The 16,082-nt window shown below is 65.8% G+C and carries 13 protein-coding genes; 4 read left to right on the top strand and 9 right to left on the bottom strand.

Features of this window, described 5'->3' with window-relative positions; all coding sequences use genetic code 11:
• Positions 1-81: 81 nt before the first annotated feature.
• From atpD to DM995_RS03950, 4 genes are all read right to left on the bottom strand, one after another.
• Entirely contained in the window at positions 82-1,524 is a 1,443-nt protein-coding gene (gene atpD / locus DM995_RS03965; protein ID WP_116968572.1) for a F0F1 ATP synthase subunit beta, read from the bottom strand.
• Between the two features lie 24 nt (positions 1,525-1,548).
• Entirely contained in the window at positions 1,549-2,424 is an 876-nt protein-coding gene (locus DM995_RS03960) for a F0F1 ATP synthase subunit gamma (RefSeq protein WP_116968571.1), read from the bottom strand.
• A gap of 117 nt (positions 2,425-2,541) precedes the next feature.
• The gene (gene atpA, locus DM995_RS03955) at positions 2,542-4,071 is read right to left on the bottom strand and encodes a F0F1 ATP synthase subunit alpha (protein WP_023838973.1); all 1,530 of its coding nucleotides are present in this window, start codon (positions 4,069-4,071) and stop codon (positions 2,542-2,544) included.
• A 7-nt stretch (positions 4,072-4,078) separates the two neighbouring features.
• Positions 4,079-4,633: a F0F1 ATP synthase subunit delta gene (locus DM995_RS03950; protein ID WP_116968570.1), complete on the bottom strand. Its 555-nt coding sequence runs from the start codon at positions 4,631-4,633 to the stop codon at positions 4,079-4,081.
• A 267-nt stretch (positions 4,634-4,900) separates the two neighbouring features.
• On the opposite strand from DM995_RS03950, the gene DM995_RS03945 reads away from it, so the two are divergent.
• The 3 genes from DM995_RS03945 (at position 4,901) to ada (ending at position 8,224) form a co-directional block, all read left to right on the top strand.
• A complete protein-coding gene (locus DM995_RS03945) occupies positions 4,901-6,643 on the top strand; it encodes a methyl-accepting chemotaxis protein (protein ID WP_116968569.1) in 1,743 nt (580 codons plus the stop codon).
• An 85-nt stretch (positions 6,644-6,728) separates the two neighbouring features.
• Positions 6,729-7,193 (top strand): DUF1203 domain-containing protein, encoded by a 465-nt coding sequence (locus DM995_RS03940; RefSeq protein WP_116968568.1) that lies wholly within the window; start codon positions 6,729-6,731, stop codon positions 7,191-7,193.
• Positions 7,190-8,224: a bifunctional DNA-binding transcriptional regulator/O6-methylguanine-DNA methyltransferase Ada gene (gene ada / locus DM995_RS03935; RefSeq protein WP_116968567.1), complete on the top strand. Its 1,035-nt coding sequence runs from the start codon at positions 7,190-7,192 to the stop codon at positions 8,222-8,224. Before DM995_RS03940 ends, ada begins: the two co-directional genes overlap by 4 nt.
• Before the next feature lie 5 nt (positions 8,225-8,229).
• On the opposite strand, the gene DM995_RS03930 is transcribed toward ada, so the two are convergent.
• Genes DM995_RS03930 through lepB form a run of 5 tightly spaced genes read right to left on the bottom strand, consistent with a single transcriptional unit; the run spans position 8,230 to position 14,409 of the window.
• Complete coding sequence (locus tag DM995_RS03930) at positions 8,230-9,774, bottom strand: S1C family serine protease (RefSeq protein ID WP_232824028.1); 1,545 nt, start codon at positions 9,772-9,774, stop codon at positions 8,230-8,232.
• Positions 9,775-9,807: 33 nt separating this feature from the next.
• On the bottom strand, positions 9,808-11,973 hold the full coding sequence (locus DM995_RS03925; protein ID WP_116968565.1) for a primosomal protein N': 2,166 nt from the start codon (positions 11,971-11,973) through the stop codon (positions 9,808-9,810).
• A gap of 47 nt (positions 11,974-12,020) precedes the next feature.
• Positions 12,021-12,929: a GTPase Era gene (era, locus tag DM995_RS03920; protein ID WP_116968564.1), complete on the bottom strand. Its 909-nt coding sequence runs from the start codon at positions 12,927-12,929 to the stop codon at positions 12,021-12,023.
• Positions 12,926-13,600 (bottom strand): ribonuclease III, encoded by a 675-nt coding sequence (rnc, locus tag DM995_RS03915; RefSeq protein WP_116968563.1) that lies wholly within the window; start codon positions 13,598-13,600, stop codon positions 12,926-12,928. Before rnc ends, era begins: the two co-directional genes overlap by 4 nt.
• Positions 13,597-14,409 (bottom strand): signal peptidase I, encoded by an 813-nt coding sequence (lepB, locus tag DM995_RS03910; protein ID WP_116968562.1) that lies wholly within the window; start codon positions 14,407-14,409, stop codon positions 13,597-13,599. Before lepB ends, rnc begins: the two co-directional genes overlap by 4 nt.
• A gap of 123 nt (positions 14,410-14,532) precedes the next feature.
• Between lepB and pgi the strand changes: the two genes are divergently transcribed.
• On the top strand, positions 14,533-16,050 hold the full coding sequence (gene pgi, locus DM995_RS03905) for a glucose-6-phosphate isomerase (protein WP_116968561.1): 1,518 nt from the start codon (positions 14,533-14,535) through the stop codon (positions 16,048-16,050).
• Positions 16,051-16,082 lie beyond the last annotated feature (32 nt).

Below are 16,082 nucleotides of genomic sequence, written 5' to 3'. Positions count from 1 at the left end.
CTCCGATGTTATCACGACAGGCGAGGGGGCTCTCCCCTCTCCCAACCCTCTCCCCTCAAGGGGAGAGGGCTAAAGTGAGTCTTACGCGGCTTCCGCCAGCGACTTGGCCTTTTCGATGGCCTCGTCGATGCCGCCGACCATGTAGAACGCCGCTTCGGGCAGATGGTCATATTCGCCATCGACCACCGCCTTGAAGCTCTTCACGGTGTCTTCCAGCGACACGAACTTGCCGGGGATGCCGGTGAACACTTCGGCCACGTGGAAGGGCTGCGACAGGAACTTCTGGATCTTGCGTGCGCGGGCAACGGTGAGCTTGTCCTCTTCCGAGAGCTCGTCCATGCCCAGAATGGCGATGATGTCCTGCAGCGACTTGTACTTCTGCAGCGTCGACTGGACCGCACGCGCGGTTTCGTAGTGCTCGACGCCGACGACGCGGGGCTCGAGAACGCGGCTGGTCGAATCGAGCGGGTCCACCGCCGGATAGATGCCGAGTTCCGAAATCGCGCGGTTGAGCACGGTCGTCGCGTCAAGGTGCGCGAACGAGGTGGCAGGCGCGGGGTCGGTCAAGTCGTCCGCAGGCACGTAGATCGCCTGCACCGAGGTGATCGAACCCTTGTTGGTCGAGGTGATGCGCTCCTGCAGCGCGCCCATGTCGGTCGACAGGGTCGGCTGATAGCCCACGGCCGAAGGAATACGGCCGAGCAGCGCCGACACTTCCGAACCCGCCTGGGTGAAGCGGAAGATGTTGTCGACGAAGAACAGCACGTCCTGGCCTTCCTGGTCGCGGAAATATTCGGCGATGGTCAGACCCGACAGCGCGACGCGCGCGCGCGCACCCGGGGGCTCGTTCATCTGGCCATAGACCAGCGCCACCTTCGAACCTTCGCTGATCGCCTCGCCAGCTTCGTTCTTGGCGATAACGCCGGCGTCGAGGAATTCGTGATACAGGTCGTTGCCCTCGCGGGTACGCTCGCCCACGCCGGCGAACACCGAGGTGCCGCCATGGCCCTTGGCGATGTTGTTGATCAGTTCCTGGATGAGCACGGTCTTGCCCACGCCCGCGCCGCCGAACAGGCCGATCTTGCCGCCCTTGGCATAGGGGGCGAGCAGGTCGATGACCTTGATGCCGGTGACCAGAATTTCCGATTCGGTCGACTGGTCGACGAATTCGGGAGCCTTGGCGTGGATCGGGGCCGAGGCCTTGGCGTTGATCGGACCGCGCTCGTCGATCGGCTCGCCGACGACGTTCATGATGCGGCCCAGCGTTTCGGGGCCCACGGGCATGCGAATCTGCGCGCCGGTATCGGTGACATTCTGGCCGCGGACCAGGCCGTCGGTGCCGTCCATGGCGATGCAGCGCACGGTGTTCTCACCCAGGTGCTGGGCGACTTCGAGCACCAGACGCTGGCCGTTGTTCTCGGTTTCCAGCGCGTTCAGAATGGCGGGGATTTCGCCGTCAAAGGTCACGTCGACGACCGCGCCGATGACCTGGCTGATCTTGCCGATATTGTTGGTGGTTGCCATGAGCTGTTTCCTGCTTTCGGACGGTTAGAGGGCTTCGGCGCCCGAGATGATTTCAACGAGTTCGGTGGTGATCGCGGCCTGGCGGCTGCGGTTATATTCGATGGTAAGCCGGTTGATCAGATCGCCCGCGTTGCGCGTGGCGTTGTCCATCGCGGTCATCGAGGCACCCTGTTCGGACGCGGCGTTCTCGAGCAGCGCGCCGAAGATCTGCGTCGTGACGTTGCGCGGCAGCAGTTCGGCGAGGATTTCCTCCTCGTCGGGCTCGTATTCGACCGCAGCATCGCTGGCGACCGCGCTACCCGCGGGAATGGCGACGGGAATGATCTGACGACCGACCGGTTCCTGCAGCAGCGCCGAACGGAACTTGCTGTAGAACAGGTGGGCGACATCGAACTCACCGCGCTCGTACATTGCGATCAGCTCGGCCGAAATCGCCTGCGCTTCGGCAAAGCCCTGGCTGCGCAGGTTGGTGGTGTCGAAATAGCGTCCGATCTGCTTGGCATAATCGCGGATGATCATGCCGCGGCCCTTGCGGCCGACGAGATAGAACATCACGGTCTTGCCCGCCGCTTCCAGCTCGCGAGCCTTCAGCTTGGCCGCCTTGACGATGTTCGAGTTGAACGCGCCGCACAGGCCGCGGTCCGAGGTCGCCACGATCAGTAGGTGCACCTGATCCTTGCCGGTGCCGGCGAGCAGCTTGGGGCTCGATTCGCTGATCGTGATCTTCGAAGCCAGCGAGGCCATGACGCGCTCGAGCCGCTCGGCATAGGGACGCGCAGCTTCCGCCGCCGCCTGCGCCTTGCGCAGCTTGGCGGATGCCACCATCTGCTTGGCCTTGGTGATCTTCTGGGTCGACTTGACCGAGGCGATCCGGCCCTTGAGTTCTTTCAGACTGGCCATGGTGTCCTAACTTCAAACCCTGTTCGGTCCCCCGCGACGGCGGGGGCCATCTTCTGCCATGTCACCCCGCACCATCGGCGGGAGATGGGCCCCTGCCTGAGCAGGGGCCCGACAGCATCAAGCAAACGTCTTCGCGAAGCTGTCCAGAGCGGCCTTGAGGGCCGCCTTGGCATCGTCGCCCAGATCCTTGGTTTCGCGGATCGTGGCGAGCAGATCGGCATGCTCCGAACGCAGGAAGCTCAGCATCGCGGCTTCGTATTCGTTGACCCGGTTGACCGGCAGCGCGTCGAGATAGCCGTTGGTGCCGGCAAAGATCGAGGCGGTCTGCTCTTCGAACGGCAGCGGACTGAACTGCGGCTGCTTGAGCAGCTCGGTCAGGCGCTGGCCGCGGTTGAGCAGCTTCTGGGTCGAGGCGTCGAGGTCCGAACCGAACTGCGCGAACGCCGCCATTTCGCGATACTGGGCGAGCTCGAGCTTGATCGAGCCCGACACCTTCTTCATCGCCTTGGTCTGCGCCGCCGACCCCACGCGCGACACCGACAGACCGACGTTGATGGCCGGACGGATGCCCTGGTAGAACAGGTTGGTTTCGAGGAAGATCTGGCCGTCGGTGATCGAGATCACGTTGGTCGGAATATAGGCCGACACGTCGCCCGCCTGGGTTTCGATGATCGGCAGTGCGGTGAGCGAGCCCGAGCCATTGGCCGAGTTCATCTTCGCGGCACGCTCGAGCAGGCGCGAGTGGAGATAGAACACGTCGCCGGGATAGGCTTCGCGGCCCGGAGGACGACGCAGCAGCAGCGACATCTGGCGATAGGCGACGGCCTGCTTCGACAGATCGTCATAGACGATCAGCGCGTGCATGCCGTTGTCGCGGAAGAATTCGCCCATGGTACAGCCGGTATACGGCGCGAGGAACTGCAACGGAGCCGGTTCCGAAGCGGTCGCGGCGACGACGATGGTATATTCCATCGCGCCCGATTCCTCGAGCTGGCGCACGATCTGCGCGACGGTCGAACGCTTCTGGCCGACGGCGACATAGATACAGTAGAGCTTCTTGCCTTCGTCATCGCCCGCATTGGCGGCCTTCTGGTTGATGAAGGTGTCGATCGCGACGGCGGTCTTGCCGGTTTGGCGGTCGCCGATGATCAGCTCGCGCTGGCCACGGCCGACGGGAACGAGCGCGTCGATCGCCTTGAGGCCGGTCTGCACGGGTTCGTGCACCGAGGTGCGCGGGATGATGCCCGGCGCCTTGGTTTCCACGCGCATGCGCTTGTCGGCGACGATCGGGCCCTTGCCGTCGATCGGGTTGCCCAGGCCATCGACCACGCGGCCGAGCAGGCCCTTGCCGACGGGGACGTCCACGATGGTGCCGGTGCGCTTGACGACATCGCCTTCCTTGATCTCGGCGTCCGAGCCGAAGATCACGACGCCGACATTGTCGGCTTCGAGGTTGAGCGCCATGCCCTGCACGCCGTTCGAGAATTCGACCATCTCGCCGGCCTGAACGTTGTCGAGGCCGTGGATGCGCGCGATGCCGTCACCGACGCTCAGCACGCTGCCCACTTCGGACACTTGCGCATCCGTGCCAAAATTGGCGATCTGATCCTTGATAACCTTGGAGATTTCTGCGGCACGAATGTCCATGAGAGTGTTAGCCTTTCATCGCTTGGCTGAGCGTGTTGAGACGGGTCTTGATGCTGGAATCGATCATCTGGCTGCCCATGCGGACAATCAGGCCGCCCAGAATGGACGGATCGACCTTCGCGGTGATCTTGATGCTGCGACCGGCGCGGTCCTTCAGCTGCTTGCGGATTTCATCGAGCTGCGCTTCGCTGAGCGGGAAGGCCGAGGTGACTTCGGCGGTCACTTCGCCGCGATGCGCGGCCACGAGCTGGTCGAAGGCGGCGAGGATCGACGAAAGCTGGCCGAGGCGACGGTTGGTCGCGAGCACGCCGAGCAGGTTGCCGGTCATCTTGTCGAGCTTGAGCGTTTCGGAAAGCGAGGCGACGATCTTTTCGGCCGCGGCGCGGCTGATCGTCTGGCTCTTGGTCAGCGCGGCGAAATCTTCCGACTCGTTCAGCGCGGCGCGCAGCGTCGCGACGCTGGTCTCGACTTCGGCAAGCTGCTTTTCGTCACGCGCGAGCGAAAAGAGCGCCGAGGCGTAACGCCCTGCCAGACTGGCCTGTATCCCGCCGGAAATGTCCACGCGAATGCTTTCCCTTGCCGTTATGATGTAGCGTCAGGCGCTTGGCAGGAGACGCTGGCCTCCCTCACCTGTCGGCGCGGCGGTTAGCACTCATATTGCTGCATTGCAAGACAGGCGGGAAACATCGCTCCAGCCTGTTCCGTGCCGCAGAAAAATGCGGTTTCATGGCAGTATGATGAAAGCTGCGTTTACCAAATCTTCGTTTCACCGGCCCAAAGTGAGCGCCTGATCTGCCCGAGGGGGCGCAGTCATGGAATCACACTCGCAATGTCCAAGTTCGCCTTGTCGCGTTCCGATCTGATCAAGCGTGTGGAGCGGTTGAACGTGCACGCCAAGGTCCGTCTGGGCCTGACGGTGATGCTCATGCTGCTCGCGCTGCTCGCCTCCGGCGCCATCGCGGTCGTTGGCCTGACGCAATATACGACCAGCCAACTGCTGATCGCGCGGATTCAGCCCACGGTGCGCCTGCAGGCCGTCATGGATGGCTATCGCGAGGGGCTTGCCGTCGCGAGCCAGGTGCATTGGCAATTGCTGCCACGCGAAAAGGGCGTCGGCTTGCTCGACGACATGCAGGAGAACCTGGCGGAGCGCTGGCAACGGCTTGAAGACAGCCCGATGCCCGACGAGTTCCCCTCGGAAATGCGGCGCATGCGCCGCGAGCGGATGGCGGCGGACCGCGCGCTGGCCGATTTGCGGGCCGAAATGGCTAGGCCCGGCACCAGGCGCATGGCCGCTCCGATCGAGATCCATCAGCGCATCGATCCGCTGCTGCGCACGAGCAGCGCGGTGATGACGGAAATGCGGCTGCGCGGGCGCGATACCTTGTCTAATTTGAGGTCCATCTATATCGCGGCGCTCGTCTTCTGTGCGCTGCTGATGCTGGCGGCGGGGCTTTTCGTGCGCTGGTGCGTGCGCTTCACCAACCGGGATTTCCTGGTCCCGCTGACGGCACTCGCACGCTATGCGCTGCCGGAGCAGCGTCACAAGGTGAATGCCCGCAAGCTGGGATTGCGGCGTCGGGACGAGATCGGGGCGATAGCGCGGGCTATCCATCGTTCGCATGCCAAGGCCGAAAGCGCCCTCAAGGCCGAGCAGGACCGCCGCAAGGCCGAGCTCGAGCTTCAGCGCGAACAGCTGCAATGGCAAGAGGAGCGGGCCCGCCGCGCGGTCACGATCGATGCGCTGTTCGAAAGCTACGAGGCGCGACTTTCGCTGCTGTCCGACCAACTGGCCAAGGCCGCCGCCGGGATGCGTGAAGGGGCGCAGGACCTGCAGCGCAATGCAGCCCAGCACCAGGCCTTCAGTCAGAATTTTGCCGACCGTGCGAACCGCGCCGCCGAATCGATGCACGAGATCGACCGCCACGGGCGGCGGCTGCAGGACACCGGAAGCGGCGTGCGCGAACTTGTCGCGGACAGCTCGCGAAACATCTATGACGCGCACCATGCCAGCCGGCTCAGCCGCGAAACGGCCGACCAGCTGCAGGCGGTCGCCGGAGAGATTTCGGGCATTCTCGCGATGATCACGCATATCGCCAAGCAGACCAATCTGCTCGCGCTCAACGCGACGATCGAGGCGGCGCGCGCAGGCGAAGCTGGGCGCGGGTTCGCGGTGGTGGCGCAGGAGGTCAAGAATCTCGCCAGTCAGACGCAGAGTGCCGCGGCTTCGGTCGAGCAGCGGCTCAGTTGCATTGCCGCGATGACCGAGCAGGTGTCGAGCGCTGTGGTGTCGGTCGATGGCCATGTCGACATGATTCGCCACAATGCAGACCGGATCGATGCCGCCGTTTCCGAACAGGACGGCGCCAGTCGCGATATTCTCGACGCGTTGCGGGCGCTGATGACCAACAGCCAGCAGGTGAGGGCGCAGATTGCCGAGCTGACCGACAAGTCGGTGCACGCCAATGTGTCGGCAGAGGCCTTGAGCCAGACCGCAGAAGCGGTCGCGCGCCAGTCGCAGGAACTGCGCGAACAGATGCAGCAACTCGCCCATGCGGTGCGCGCCGCCTGACCGCGCTGCTTTGACCGCATGATGCGGGACGCGGCGGGCCAACGCGTCCGTTATGCCTTCGGACATCGCTTGAAGGAGATGTTCGATGACCTATCGCATAGCCGGCCTGTCGCCGGCCGAGTTTCTGCCCCTGTTCGCGCTGTCCGATGCCGAGCTTGCCGAGCGCCAAGCCGTGCGCGTCACGGCGAGCCGGCATCCGGGCTATCCCTGTCGCGTGACACTCGAGGATGCGCCGGCAGGCGAGGAGCTGATCCTGCTCCATCATGTCAGCCATGAGGTCGCCACGCCCTATCGCAGCGCCTATGCGATCTATGTCAGCCGATCCGACCGTGCGCCGGAATTTCGCGATGCGGTTCCGCCGGTCATGCAGGCGCGGTCGCTGGGCCTGCGCGCTTTTGACGATCAAGGTATGCTGCGCGGGGCGCGACTGGCCGCGCCGGGAGAGGCCGATGCCGGCATCCGCGATCTGTTCGGCGATCCGGAGATCGCCTATATCCACGCGCACAACGCAGCGCATGGCTGCTTCGTGGCAAGGGTGGACCGGGCATGAGCGGGCTGATCGATCTGGACGAGGATGCGGCCTGGGCCGCAGTCCTGCGCCGCGACCGGAGCCACGACGGGCGCTTCGTCACCGGGGTGCTCAGCACCGGCATCTATTGCCGTCCATCGTGCGCGGCGCGGCACCCTGCGCGCGCCAATGTGCGCTTTTTCGCCGATGGCGCGGCTGCCAGGGGGGCGGGACTGCGTGCATGCAAGCGCTGCCTGCCCGACGATGTCGCGCGCGACGAGACGGCGGTGCTCGCCGCGATCCGGGCGATCCGCGCGAGCGAGGAGCCGATGGCCTTGGCGTCGCTGGCGGCGGACTGCGGCTATTCGCCCGCGCATTTCCAGCGCGTGTTCACCCGGCATACCGGCCTGTCGCCCAGCGCCTATGCCCGGGCGCTGCGCACCGAGCGGGCGCGCGAGGCAATGAGCACGAGCGACCGGGTGGTCGATGCGATCTATGAAGCAGGGTTCAGCGCGCCGTCGCGCTTTTACGATACGATGAAGGGACGGATGGGCATGGAGCCGAGCGTCTGGAAGAATGGCGGGCAGGGGGTGCTGATCCACTGGAGCCACGCCGCCACCTCGCTGGGCCGTATGCTGGTCGCCTGGACCGACAAGGGCGTGTGCCGCCTGTCGTTCGAGGAAGAAGCCGAAGCCCTGGCCAGGCGCTTTCCGGGCGCGGAATTGAAGCCGGCGGGTGACGAGGCAGCGCAATTCGTGGCCGCGATCGTCGCCGAGGTCGAAAGCCCGCGCACCGGCGCCGCCATCCCCGTCGACGTGCGCGGTACCGCGTTCCAGGAGGCCGTCTGGAAGGCGCTGTCCGACATTCCGCCGGGCGAGACGCGCAGCTATGCGCAGATCGCGGCCAGCATCGGCAAGCCTGCTGCGGTGCGGGCGGTAGGCTCGGCCTGCGGGGCCAATCCCGTCGCGGTGCTGATCCCCTGCCACCGCGCGCTGCGCACCGATGGCACGCTGGGCGGCTATGCCTATGGTCTGGGGATCAAGACCGAGCTGCTCAAGCGCGAGGCCGATTGATCGCCCTAGTCCTTGGACTTGGCAGCGGGCTTGAGCGTGCAGCTATAGGTCAGCACCTCGTTGGGTTGCGCCGGCAGCGCCTGGCGCAGGGCCTTCTGCATGTCCTCGAGCTCGGCCATGCGGTCGGGTTCGGCGGTGCAGCTCTTGTCCTTGTAGCGCGCGCGGATCTTGCGGGCGTTGTTCATCGCATCGAGTCCGAGCTGGAAATTCTCGGTGCGAAACTCGCGCGTGTCGGGGTTGAACTGGTTGATCGCGACCAGCTGATCCTCGTTGCGCACGAACACGCGGGTCCAGCCGTCGATATCCTGGCCATATTGCGTGCGATCGTTGACGCAGCCGGTGCCGGTCCAGCCGATCTCGACCGGATCGGGGCTGGAACTGGTGATCTTGCTGCGCTCGGGCACGATGCGGCACATATAGGTGCCATCACGGCTGCCGGCGCCTTCGTCCTTGTCGCCCAGTTCCTTCTTGACCATGGCAAGGGCAATGTCCTCGGCCTGGTTGAAGCCCGGACGCAGCACGAAGATCAGCACGGCGGTGAGCGCGAGCGCGCCCGTGGCGCCAGCGGCGATCTTGCGCCGCTCCATGTCGCCGCGATCGTGCAGCACCCAGGTCGCGCCGCCCGCGAGCCCTGCCAGCACCAGCATCAGCGCGGCAAAGGCGATATGGTTCTCGCGCGCGCTGATCACGGCGTGCTCGGCATCGCGGAGCGCGCGTTCCTCCAGATCGCGGCGCTCGGCCTTTTCGCTCAGCGCCTTTTCGCGCGCGGCTTCGGCCGCCTCGGCCGAGCGAGCGCGCTCTTCGGCGGAGAGCTCGGCCACCGAGCGGCAAGGCGAATCGGCGAGCTGATAGTCGACCTTGGCCGAGCGCAAGAAGCCCAGCAGCTCGCGGTTCGACACGGCAAAGCCATATTCGGCATCGTTGCCGTCGGATAGCGAGCCGAAGCTGTTCACCCCTACCACGCGGCCGCACGGATCGACCAGCGGGCCGCCGCTATTGCCCTTGGCGAGCGCGGCGGTGTGCAGGATCGTGTCGAAATCGCGCGTCGTTCTTCCACCCGAGATGACGCCCGGCGTCTTGACCGGGGCCATGGGCGCGACCGTCTCGCGTGCGTCGAGCCCCTGCGCGCGGTCGACCGCCGCAGGGTAACCGATTGCCATGACCGACGCGCCATCGTCGAGCGGCGTCTGCAGCAGCGCCAGGCTCGGAAGCCGTCCGCGCTCCAGCTGGATCATGGCGAGGTCGTTGCGCGCCGATATCGCGACCAGACGCCCGCCATAGGTGGTGGTCCCTTCCGACGGGATGATGCCGATGCGGATGCTGGCATCCTCGCGCAGCGGCGCGACCAGATGGGCATTGGTGATGATCTTGTCGGGGGCGACGGCAAAGCCGCTGCCATGGCCGACATAGAAGGTCTCGCCATCCTCTTCCGCCACCAGCACCACGCGCACGACCGAGCGGCTGGCGGCCTGGATATCGGCGGGATCGGCGGCGAGCGGTACGGCGACGAGCGCCGCACATGCGGCGATCAGCAGGGCGATAAGGCGCATCGGGTTCATGAGGAGAACCTCATAGCGCTGCCGTCAGACAAAGCTATAGGGATCGACGTCCACCGCGACGCGAACGCCTGGAGCCCAGCGCATCGGTTGCAGCCATTCGCGAATGATCCGCTGCATTTCGACATTGCGCCGGGCATGGACGAGCAGCCGGAAGCGGTACCGACCGCGCAGCAGCGACAAGGGGGCAGGGGCGGGGCCATAGACGGCAAAGCCGTCGAGCTCGGGTGCGACCGCGCCGGCCTGGCGCGCCGCCTCGTGCGCCTCGGCATGATCCTCGGACGAGATGATGATGGCCGCGAGCCTGCCGAAGGGCGGAACGTTGGCGTCGCGCCGCGCCTGGGTCTCGGCGGCGTAGAAGGCCTCGCGGTCGCCCTGGACCAGCGCGTCGATCACCGGTGCATCGGGATGGCGTGTCTGGATGAACACCTCACCCGGCTTGGCGGCGCGGCCGGCGCGGCCGGCGACCTGCGCGATCTGCTGGAAGGTGCGCTCGCCCGCGCGCAGGTCCCCGCCTTCGAGCCCGATATCGGCATCGATCACGCCGACCAATGTCAGGTCGGGAAAGTGATAGCCTTTGGTGACCAGCTGGGTGCCGATGATCACATCGATCGCCCGTGCCTCGACCTGCGCGACGAACTCTGCGGCCTTTTCGGGCGACCAGATGGTGTCCGAGGTCACGATCGCGCGGCGCGCCTGCGGCATCAGCGCCGCGACCTCGTCGGCGATCCGCTCGACCCCGGGCCCGCAGGCGACGAGGCAATCGGTCTCGCCGCATTCGGGGCACGCGCTGGGCGAGGGCTCTGCATGGCCGCAATGATGGCAGGCGAGCCGTCCGGACAGCCGGTGATCGACCATCCACGCGCTGCAATTGGGGCATTTGAAGCGGTGCCCGCAATGACGGCACAGCGTCAGCGGCGCATAGCCGCGCCGGTTGAGGAACAGCAGCGACTGTTCGCCCCGCGCGAGCCGCTCCTGCATCGCCTCGAGCAGCGGCGGAGCGATCCATTGTCCGCGCGGCGGTGGGTCCTGCGTCAGGTCGATCAGGCCGATGCGCGGCAGCTGCGCGCCGCCATAGCGGTGCGTCAGGGTGAGCGGCTCATAGCGTCCCGCCTCGGCCATGACCCGGCTCTCGAGCGCGGGCGTGGCGCTCGACAGCACCACGGGGCAGCCCTCGAACCGCCCGCGCATCACCGCAACGTCGCGCGCATTGTAGCGCACACCGTCTTCCTGCTTGAAGCTGGTCTCGTGCGCCTCGTCGACGATGATCACGCCGAGATTCGCATAGGGCAGAAACAGCGCGGAACGTGCGCCGACGACGATCTTCGCCTCGCCCGAGATGATCGCATTCCACGCGCGGCGGCGCTCGGTCTGCTTGAGACCCGAATGCCAGGGCACTGGCGCCGCGCCGAAGCGCGCTTCGATGCGGGTGAGAAACGGCTGGGTCAGCGCGATCTCGGGCAGCAGCAGCAGCGTCTGCCGGCCCTGGCGCAGCGCTTCGGCCACCGCTTCGAAATAGACCTCGGTCTTGCCCGATCCGGTGACGCCATCGAGCAGGAAGGGCATGGGCTCGGCATCGCGCACAGCCTGGGCAAGCCGGTCGGCGGCCTCGCGCTGCTCGTCGTTGAGCGCAGGCGTGATATGCTCGGGATCGGCGCGCGGCCAGGGGCGGTCGGTCGGCACGTCCACTGCCTCGAACGCCCCCGACGTCACCAGCGAGCGGATCACGCCTTCGGACACTTCCGCCAGCGCGGCCAGTTCGCGCACCGTCGCCTGCTCGCCACCCAGCCTGTCATAGACCTGCTGACGCTGCGGCGTCATGCGGGCAGGGGGCTCGCCGGTCAGCCGATATTCGGTGATCGAGCGTCCCGGCCCGAGCAGCGACCCGCTGGGCAGCGCCATGCGCGCCACCGCCGCCGGGCTGGCGAGATAATAGTCTGCGGTCCATTCGATCAGGCGGCGCAGGGGTTCAGACAGCGGCGGCATGTCGTAGCGCGCCAGCACCGGACGCAACCGGCTCGCCTCGATCTCCTCCGCGCCGAACGCGCCTGCATCCCAGACGATCCCGTCGATCCGGCGTGGGCCCAGCGGCACCTGCACCACGCTGCCCACGGGCAGGTCCATGCCCGATGGCACGCTGTAATCGAACGGGCCGACCGCCGAATTGAACAGGAGAACGCGGACGCGAGTCATGGTGCCATCCCAGATAGGGAGTGCGGACGCGGGCGTATAGCCTTGGGTTACTTCACCCAGCCAAGGCCGATCGTCTCGTAGATCTCGCGGTCCTCGTCCCAGCCTTCCTGGACCTTGACGTGCAGGAACAGATGGACGTTGACGCCGAGCACGCGCGACAGCTCGGCGCGCGCCTTCTCGCCGATTTCCCTGATCCGCGCGCCGCCCTTGCCGAGGACGATCGCACGCTGGGTGTCGCGCGCTACGAGAATCTGCTGGTGGATCTCGATCGAGCCATCCTTGCGGGTAACATATTTCTCCGGAACCACCGCGCTCGCATAAGGCAGCTCGGCATGGAGCTGGTTGAACAGCTGCTCACGCGTGATCTCGGTGGCGAGCAAGCGCTCGCTGGCGTCGGAGACCTGATCCTCGGGGAAGTGCCACTGGCCTTCGGGCATCGCGGCGGCGAGCCAGGCCTTGAGCTCCTCCACCCCATCGCCAGTCAGCGCGCTGATGAAAAACACCTCGTCAAACCCGCCCGCCGCGTGCAGATGCTGCGCCTGGACGAGCAGCTTGTCCTTGGCGGCGATATCGACCTTGTTGAGCACCAGGATCTTGCGTTCGGGGCGCATGGCGACCTGTTCGACCAGCCGTTCGAGCCGGTCGGAGCGCTTGGCCTTGGCATCGACCACGAGCGCGATCACGTCCGCGCCGTCCGATCCTTCCCAGGCGGCGTTGACCATCGCGCGGTCGAAGCGGCGATCGGGATCGAAAATGCCCGGCGTGTCGACCAGCATGATCTGCGCCGGCCCCGCCAGCGCGATGCCGAGCAGCCGGGTGCGCGTGGTCTGCGCCTTGGGGCTGGTGATCGCGACCTTCTGCCCGACCAGCTGGTTGACCAGGGTGGACTTGCCCGCATTGGGCGCGCCGAGCACGGCCACAAGGCCGCAGCGAGTGGGGTTGGTATCTTCGCTCATCGTCCATGCTCCGCGAGAAACTGTTTTGCGGCCAGCGTCTCGGCCTCCTGCTTGCTGGTGCCGGTCGCCTCGGCGATGCCCAGCCCCTTGATCTCGACCTGCACGGTGAAGCGCAGGTCATGGTCCGGTCCCGATTTGCGCAACAGCGTGTAGACCGGGGTCTTGCGGTTGCGTGCCGCCGCCCATTCCTGCAGCTCGGACTTGGGGTGGCGCGGGGCTTCGCTGATCGCGCCGATCCTTTCGGCCCAGTGCCGTTCGACAAAGCCGCGCGCGACGTCAAGCCCGCCATCGATATAGAGCGCACCGATCAGCGCCTCGACCACATCGCCCAGGATGTTGGTGCTGCCCGCGCCGCCATCGTCGCGCGCCTGCTTGCCCAGCCGGATCAGCGGGCCGAGCCGGCAGGCGCGGGCGACCTGCGCGCAGCTCTCGCGCGACACCAGCCGGTTGAGAAAGGCCGACATCTGGCCCTCGGCCGCCTTGGGAAAGCGCGTGTAGAGCAGATCGGCGACGACCATGCCGAGCACTCGATCGCCCAGAAACTCGAGCCGCTGATAATCGGGGGTGATGCCGGTGCTGCCATGGGTCAGCGCCTGGACGAACAGCGCAGGCTGGCGCGGCTGGTGATCGATGATGGGCAGCAGCGCCGACAGGTCGGGCTCAGCGGTCAAAAGCCTTCCCCGATACGGTCCCAGCGTGCGGCGGAGAACCAGGTCCAGGGCAAGAACCAGCTGGCCGAACCATCGGTGGAGAACACCGTCACAAGCGCACGCCCGACCAGATATTTCTGCGGCACGATGCCGATGCCCTGGCCTTCGACCGCGGGAAAGCGGCTGTCGAGGCTGTTGTCGCGATTGTCGCCCATCAGGAACATATGGCCTTCGGGCACGATGATCGCCTCGGTGGTGTCGCGCGGCGCGTCGATCAGGTCGAGCACGTTGTAGCGCTTGCCGTTGGGCAGCGTTTCCTCGAAGCGCGGATAGCTGCACGTCAGGCTGCCATCGGGCGTCTCGACCTCGAAGCTGCGGTCATAGCAGCGCGTGTTGGGCGAGACCGGAATGACGAAGTCAGAGATGCGCTTCTTCTCGATCGGCTTGCCATTGAGCCAGACCACGCCATCGCGCATCTGGATGGTATCGCCGGGCAGGCCGATCACGCGCTTGATATAGTCGGCACTCGCGCCCGGTGGAGCCTTGAACACCACGACATCGCCGCGCTCGGGCTGGCTCGCGAAGATCCGGCCGGGGATCAGCGGCAGGTTGAAGGGCAGGCTGTAACGCGAATAGCCATAGGACCATTTTGATACGAGCAGATAATCGCCCACCACCAGCCGCGGCTGCATCGATTCCGACGGGATATTGAACGGCGAGACGATGAAGCTGCGCAGGATGAAGAAGAAGATCGCGAGCTTGACCAGGAATTGCAGAAAGTCCGCCGTTTCCGACTTGGGCTTGGGCGATGTGGCGGCGGTTTCGGTCATTTTTCCCCTTTGATGACCGCGCAATGCGGCGTCAAGTCCCATCGAGAGCGGGCAAAGCCTCTCGCCAAGCCGGGATCGGCCCGCTAAACCCCGCCCCAGCGCCCCCAGCCTGAAAGGTACACGATGTCCGTCCAAGCCGAAGCCATTTGGCAATCGATTGCAGAATTGCCGCGCCCGACCTTGGCCACGCTGTTTGCCAATGATTCCTCGCGCGTCGCGAGCCTGTCACACCGCATCCCGCTGGCAGGTACCGACATCCTGTTCGATTTTTCCAAGACGCATCTCGATGCCGCGCTGATCGGCAAGTTCGAGGAGCTGGCCGCAGCGATGCATCTGGCGGGCATGCGCGACCAGTTGCTCGCCGGCGCCAAGATCAACACCAGCGAGGATCGCGCCGCCGAGCACCCGGCCGAGCGCGGCATGGGCGCCGAGGATTCGGTCGAGAATGCGCAGCGGCTGCACGAGCGCATGGCGGCGCTGGTCGATGCGATCGATCAGGGCGTGTTCGGCGAGATCAAGCACGTGCTGCATATCGGCATCGGCGGTTCGGCGCTGGGACCCAAGCTCATCATCGATGCCTTGTGCCGCGACAGCGACCGCTATGATGTCGCTGTCGTCGCCAATGTCGACGGCGAGGCGCTGTCCGAAGCCGTCGACGGGTTCGATCCCGCCAAGACCCTCGTGGCGATTGCCTCGAAGACCTTCACCACCACCGAAACGCTGATGAATGCGGAAAGCGCGATCGACTGGCTGCGCGGTGGCGGAGTGGAAGATCCCTATGGTCAACTCGTCGCGCTGACCGCCGCGCCCGAAAAGGCGATGGAGTTCGGTATCGACGAGACCCGCATCCTGCCCTTTTCCGAGACAGTGGGCGGGCGCTATTCGGTCTGGTCGAGCATCGGCTTTCCTGTCGCGATGGCGCTGGGCAATCACGGCTTTGCCGAGTTCCGCGCCGGGGCGCTCGCGATGGACCGGCATTTCGCCACCGCACCGCTCGCCGCCAACATGCCGGTGCTTGCGGCTTTCGTGGACCTTTACTACGCGCAGGTCCGCGCCTGCCAGACCCGCGCCGTCTTCGCCTATGACGAGCGGCTGCGGCTGCTGCCCGATTATCTCCAGCAGCTCGAGATGGAGAGCAACGGCAAGGGCGTGCACCGCGACGGATCGCCGCTCGGCCGGGCGAGCGCGCCGATCACCTGGGGCGGGGTCGGCACCGATGCGCAGCACGCGGTGTTCCAGCTGCTGCACCAGGGCACGCATCTGGTGCCGGTCGAGTTCATCGCCTCGCGCCTCAGCGCGCACGAGTTCGACGAGGCGCATCACCGCGCGCTGCTCACCAACTGTTTCGCGCAAGGCGCGGCGCTGATGCAGGGCAAGGCAAGCGACGATCCGCAGCGCAGCTATCCCGGCGACCGGCCGTCGATGACGATCCTGCTCGACAATGTCGATCCGCAGAGCCTGGGTGCGCTGATCGCGTTCTACGAGCACCGCACCTTTGCCAATGCGATGCTGCTGGGGATCAATCCTTTTGACCAGTTCGGTGTTGAACTGGGCAAGGAAATCGCCAAATCCATGGGCAACCGCCAGTCCGGCGATTTCGACCCTTCCACCGCTGCACTGATCGAGGCGGCAGGGCTGTAAGGGGCCGATACACAAGGTTCCCAGGAGTTTTT

The organism is Blastomonas sp. UPD001 (assembly GCF_003426715.1).
Taxonomy (GTDB): Bacteria; Pseudomonadota; Alphaproteobacteria; order Sphingomonadales; family Sphingomonadaceae; genus Blastomonas.
Note: the sequence above shows the minus strand (reverse complement) of the source record. Positions and strands in the feature narration are given on the sequence as shown.

Coding starts and splice junctions, on each gene's coding strand:
- era (WP_116968564.1), bottom strand. CDS start 12,929: ATGAGCGAAGATACCAACCCCACTCGCTGCGGCCTTGTGGCCGTGCTC.
- pgi (WP_116968561.1), top strand. CDS start 14,533: ATGTCCGTCCAAGCCGAAGCCATTTGGCAATCGATTGCAGAATTGCCG.
- ada (WP_116968567.1), top strand. CDS start 7,190: ATGAGCGGGCTGATCGATCTGGACGAGGATGCGGCCTGGGCCGCAGTC.
- DM995_RS03960 (WP_116968571.1), bottom strand. CDS start 2,424: ATGGCCAGTCTGAAAGAACTCAAGGGCCGGATCGCCTCGGTCAAGTCG.
- DM995_RS03945 (WP_116968569.1), top strand. CDS start 4,901: ATGTCCAAGTTCGCCTTGTCGCGTTCCGATCTGATCAAGCGTGTGGAG.
- atpA (WP_023838973.1), bottom strand. CDS start 4,071: ATGGACATTCGTGCCGCAGAAATCTCCAAGGTTATCAAGGATCAGATC.
- lepB (WP_116968562.1), bottom strand. CDS start 14,409: ATGACCGAAACCGCCGCCACATCGCCCAAGCCCAAGTCGGAAACGGCG.
- DM995_RS03930 (WP_232824028.1), bottom strand. CDS start 9,774: ATGCGCCTTATCGCCCTGCTGATCGCCGCATGTGCGGCGCTCGTCGCC.
- DM995_RS03925 (WP_116968565.1), bottom strand. CDS start 11,973: ATGACTCGCGTCCGCGTTCTCCTGTTCAATTCGGCGGTCGGCCCGTTC.
- atpD (WP_116968572.1), bottom strand. CDS start 1,524: ATGGCAACCACCAACAATATCGGCAAGATCAGCCAGGTCATCGGCGCG.
- DM995_RS03940 (WP_116968568.1), top strand. CDS start 6,729: ATGACCTATCGCATAGCCGGCCTGTCGCCGGCCGAGTTTCTGCCCCTG.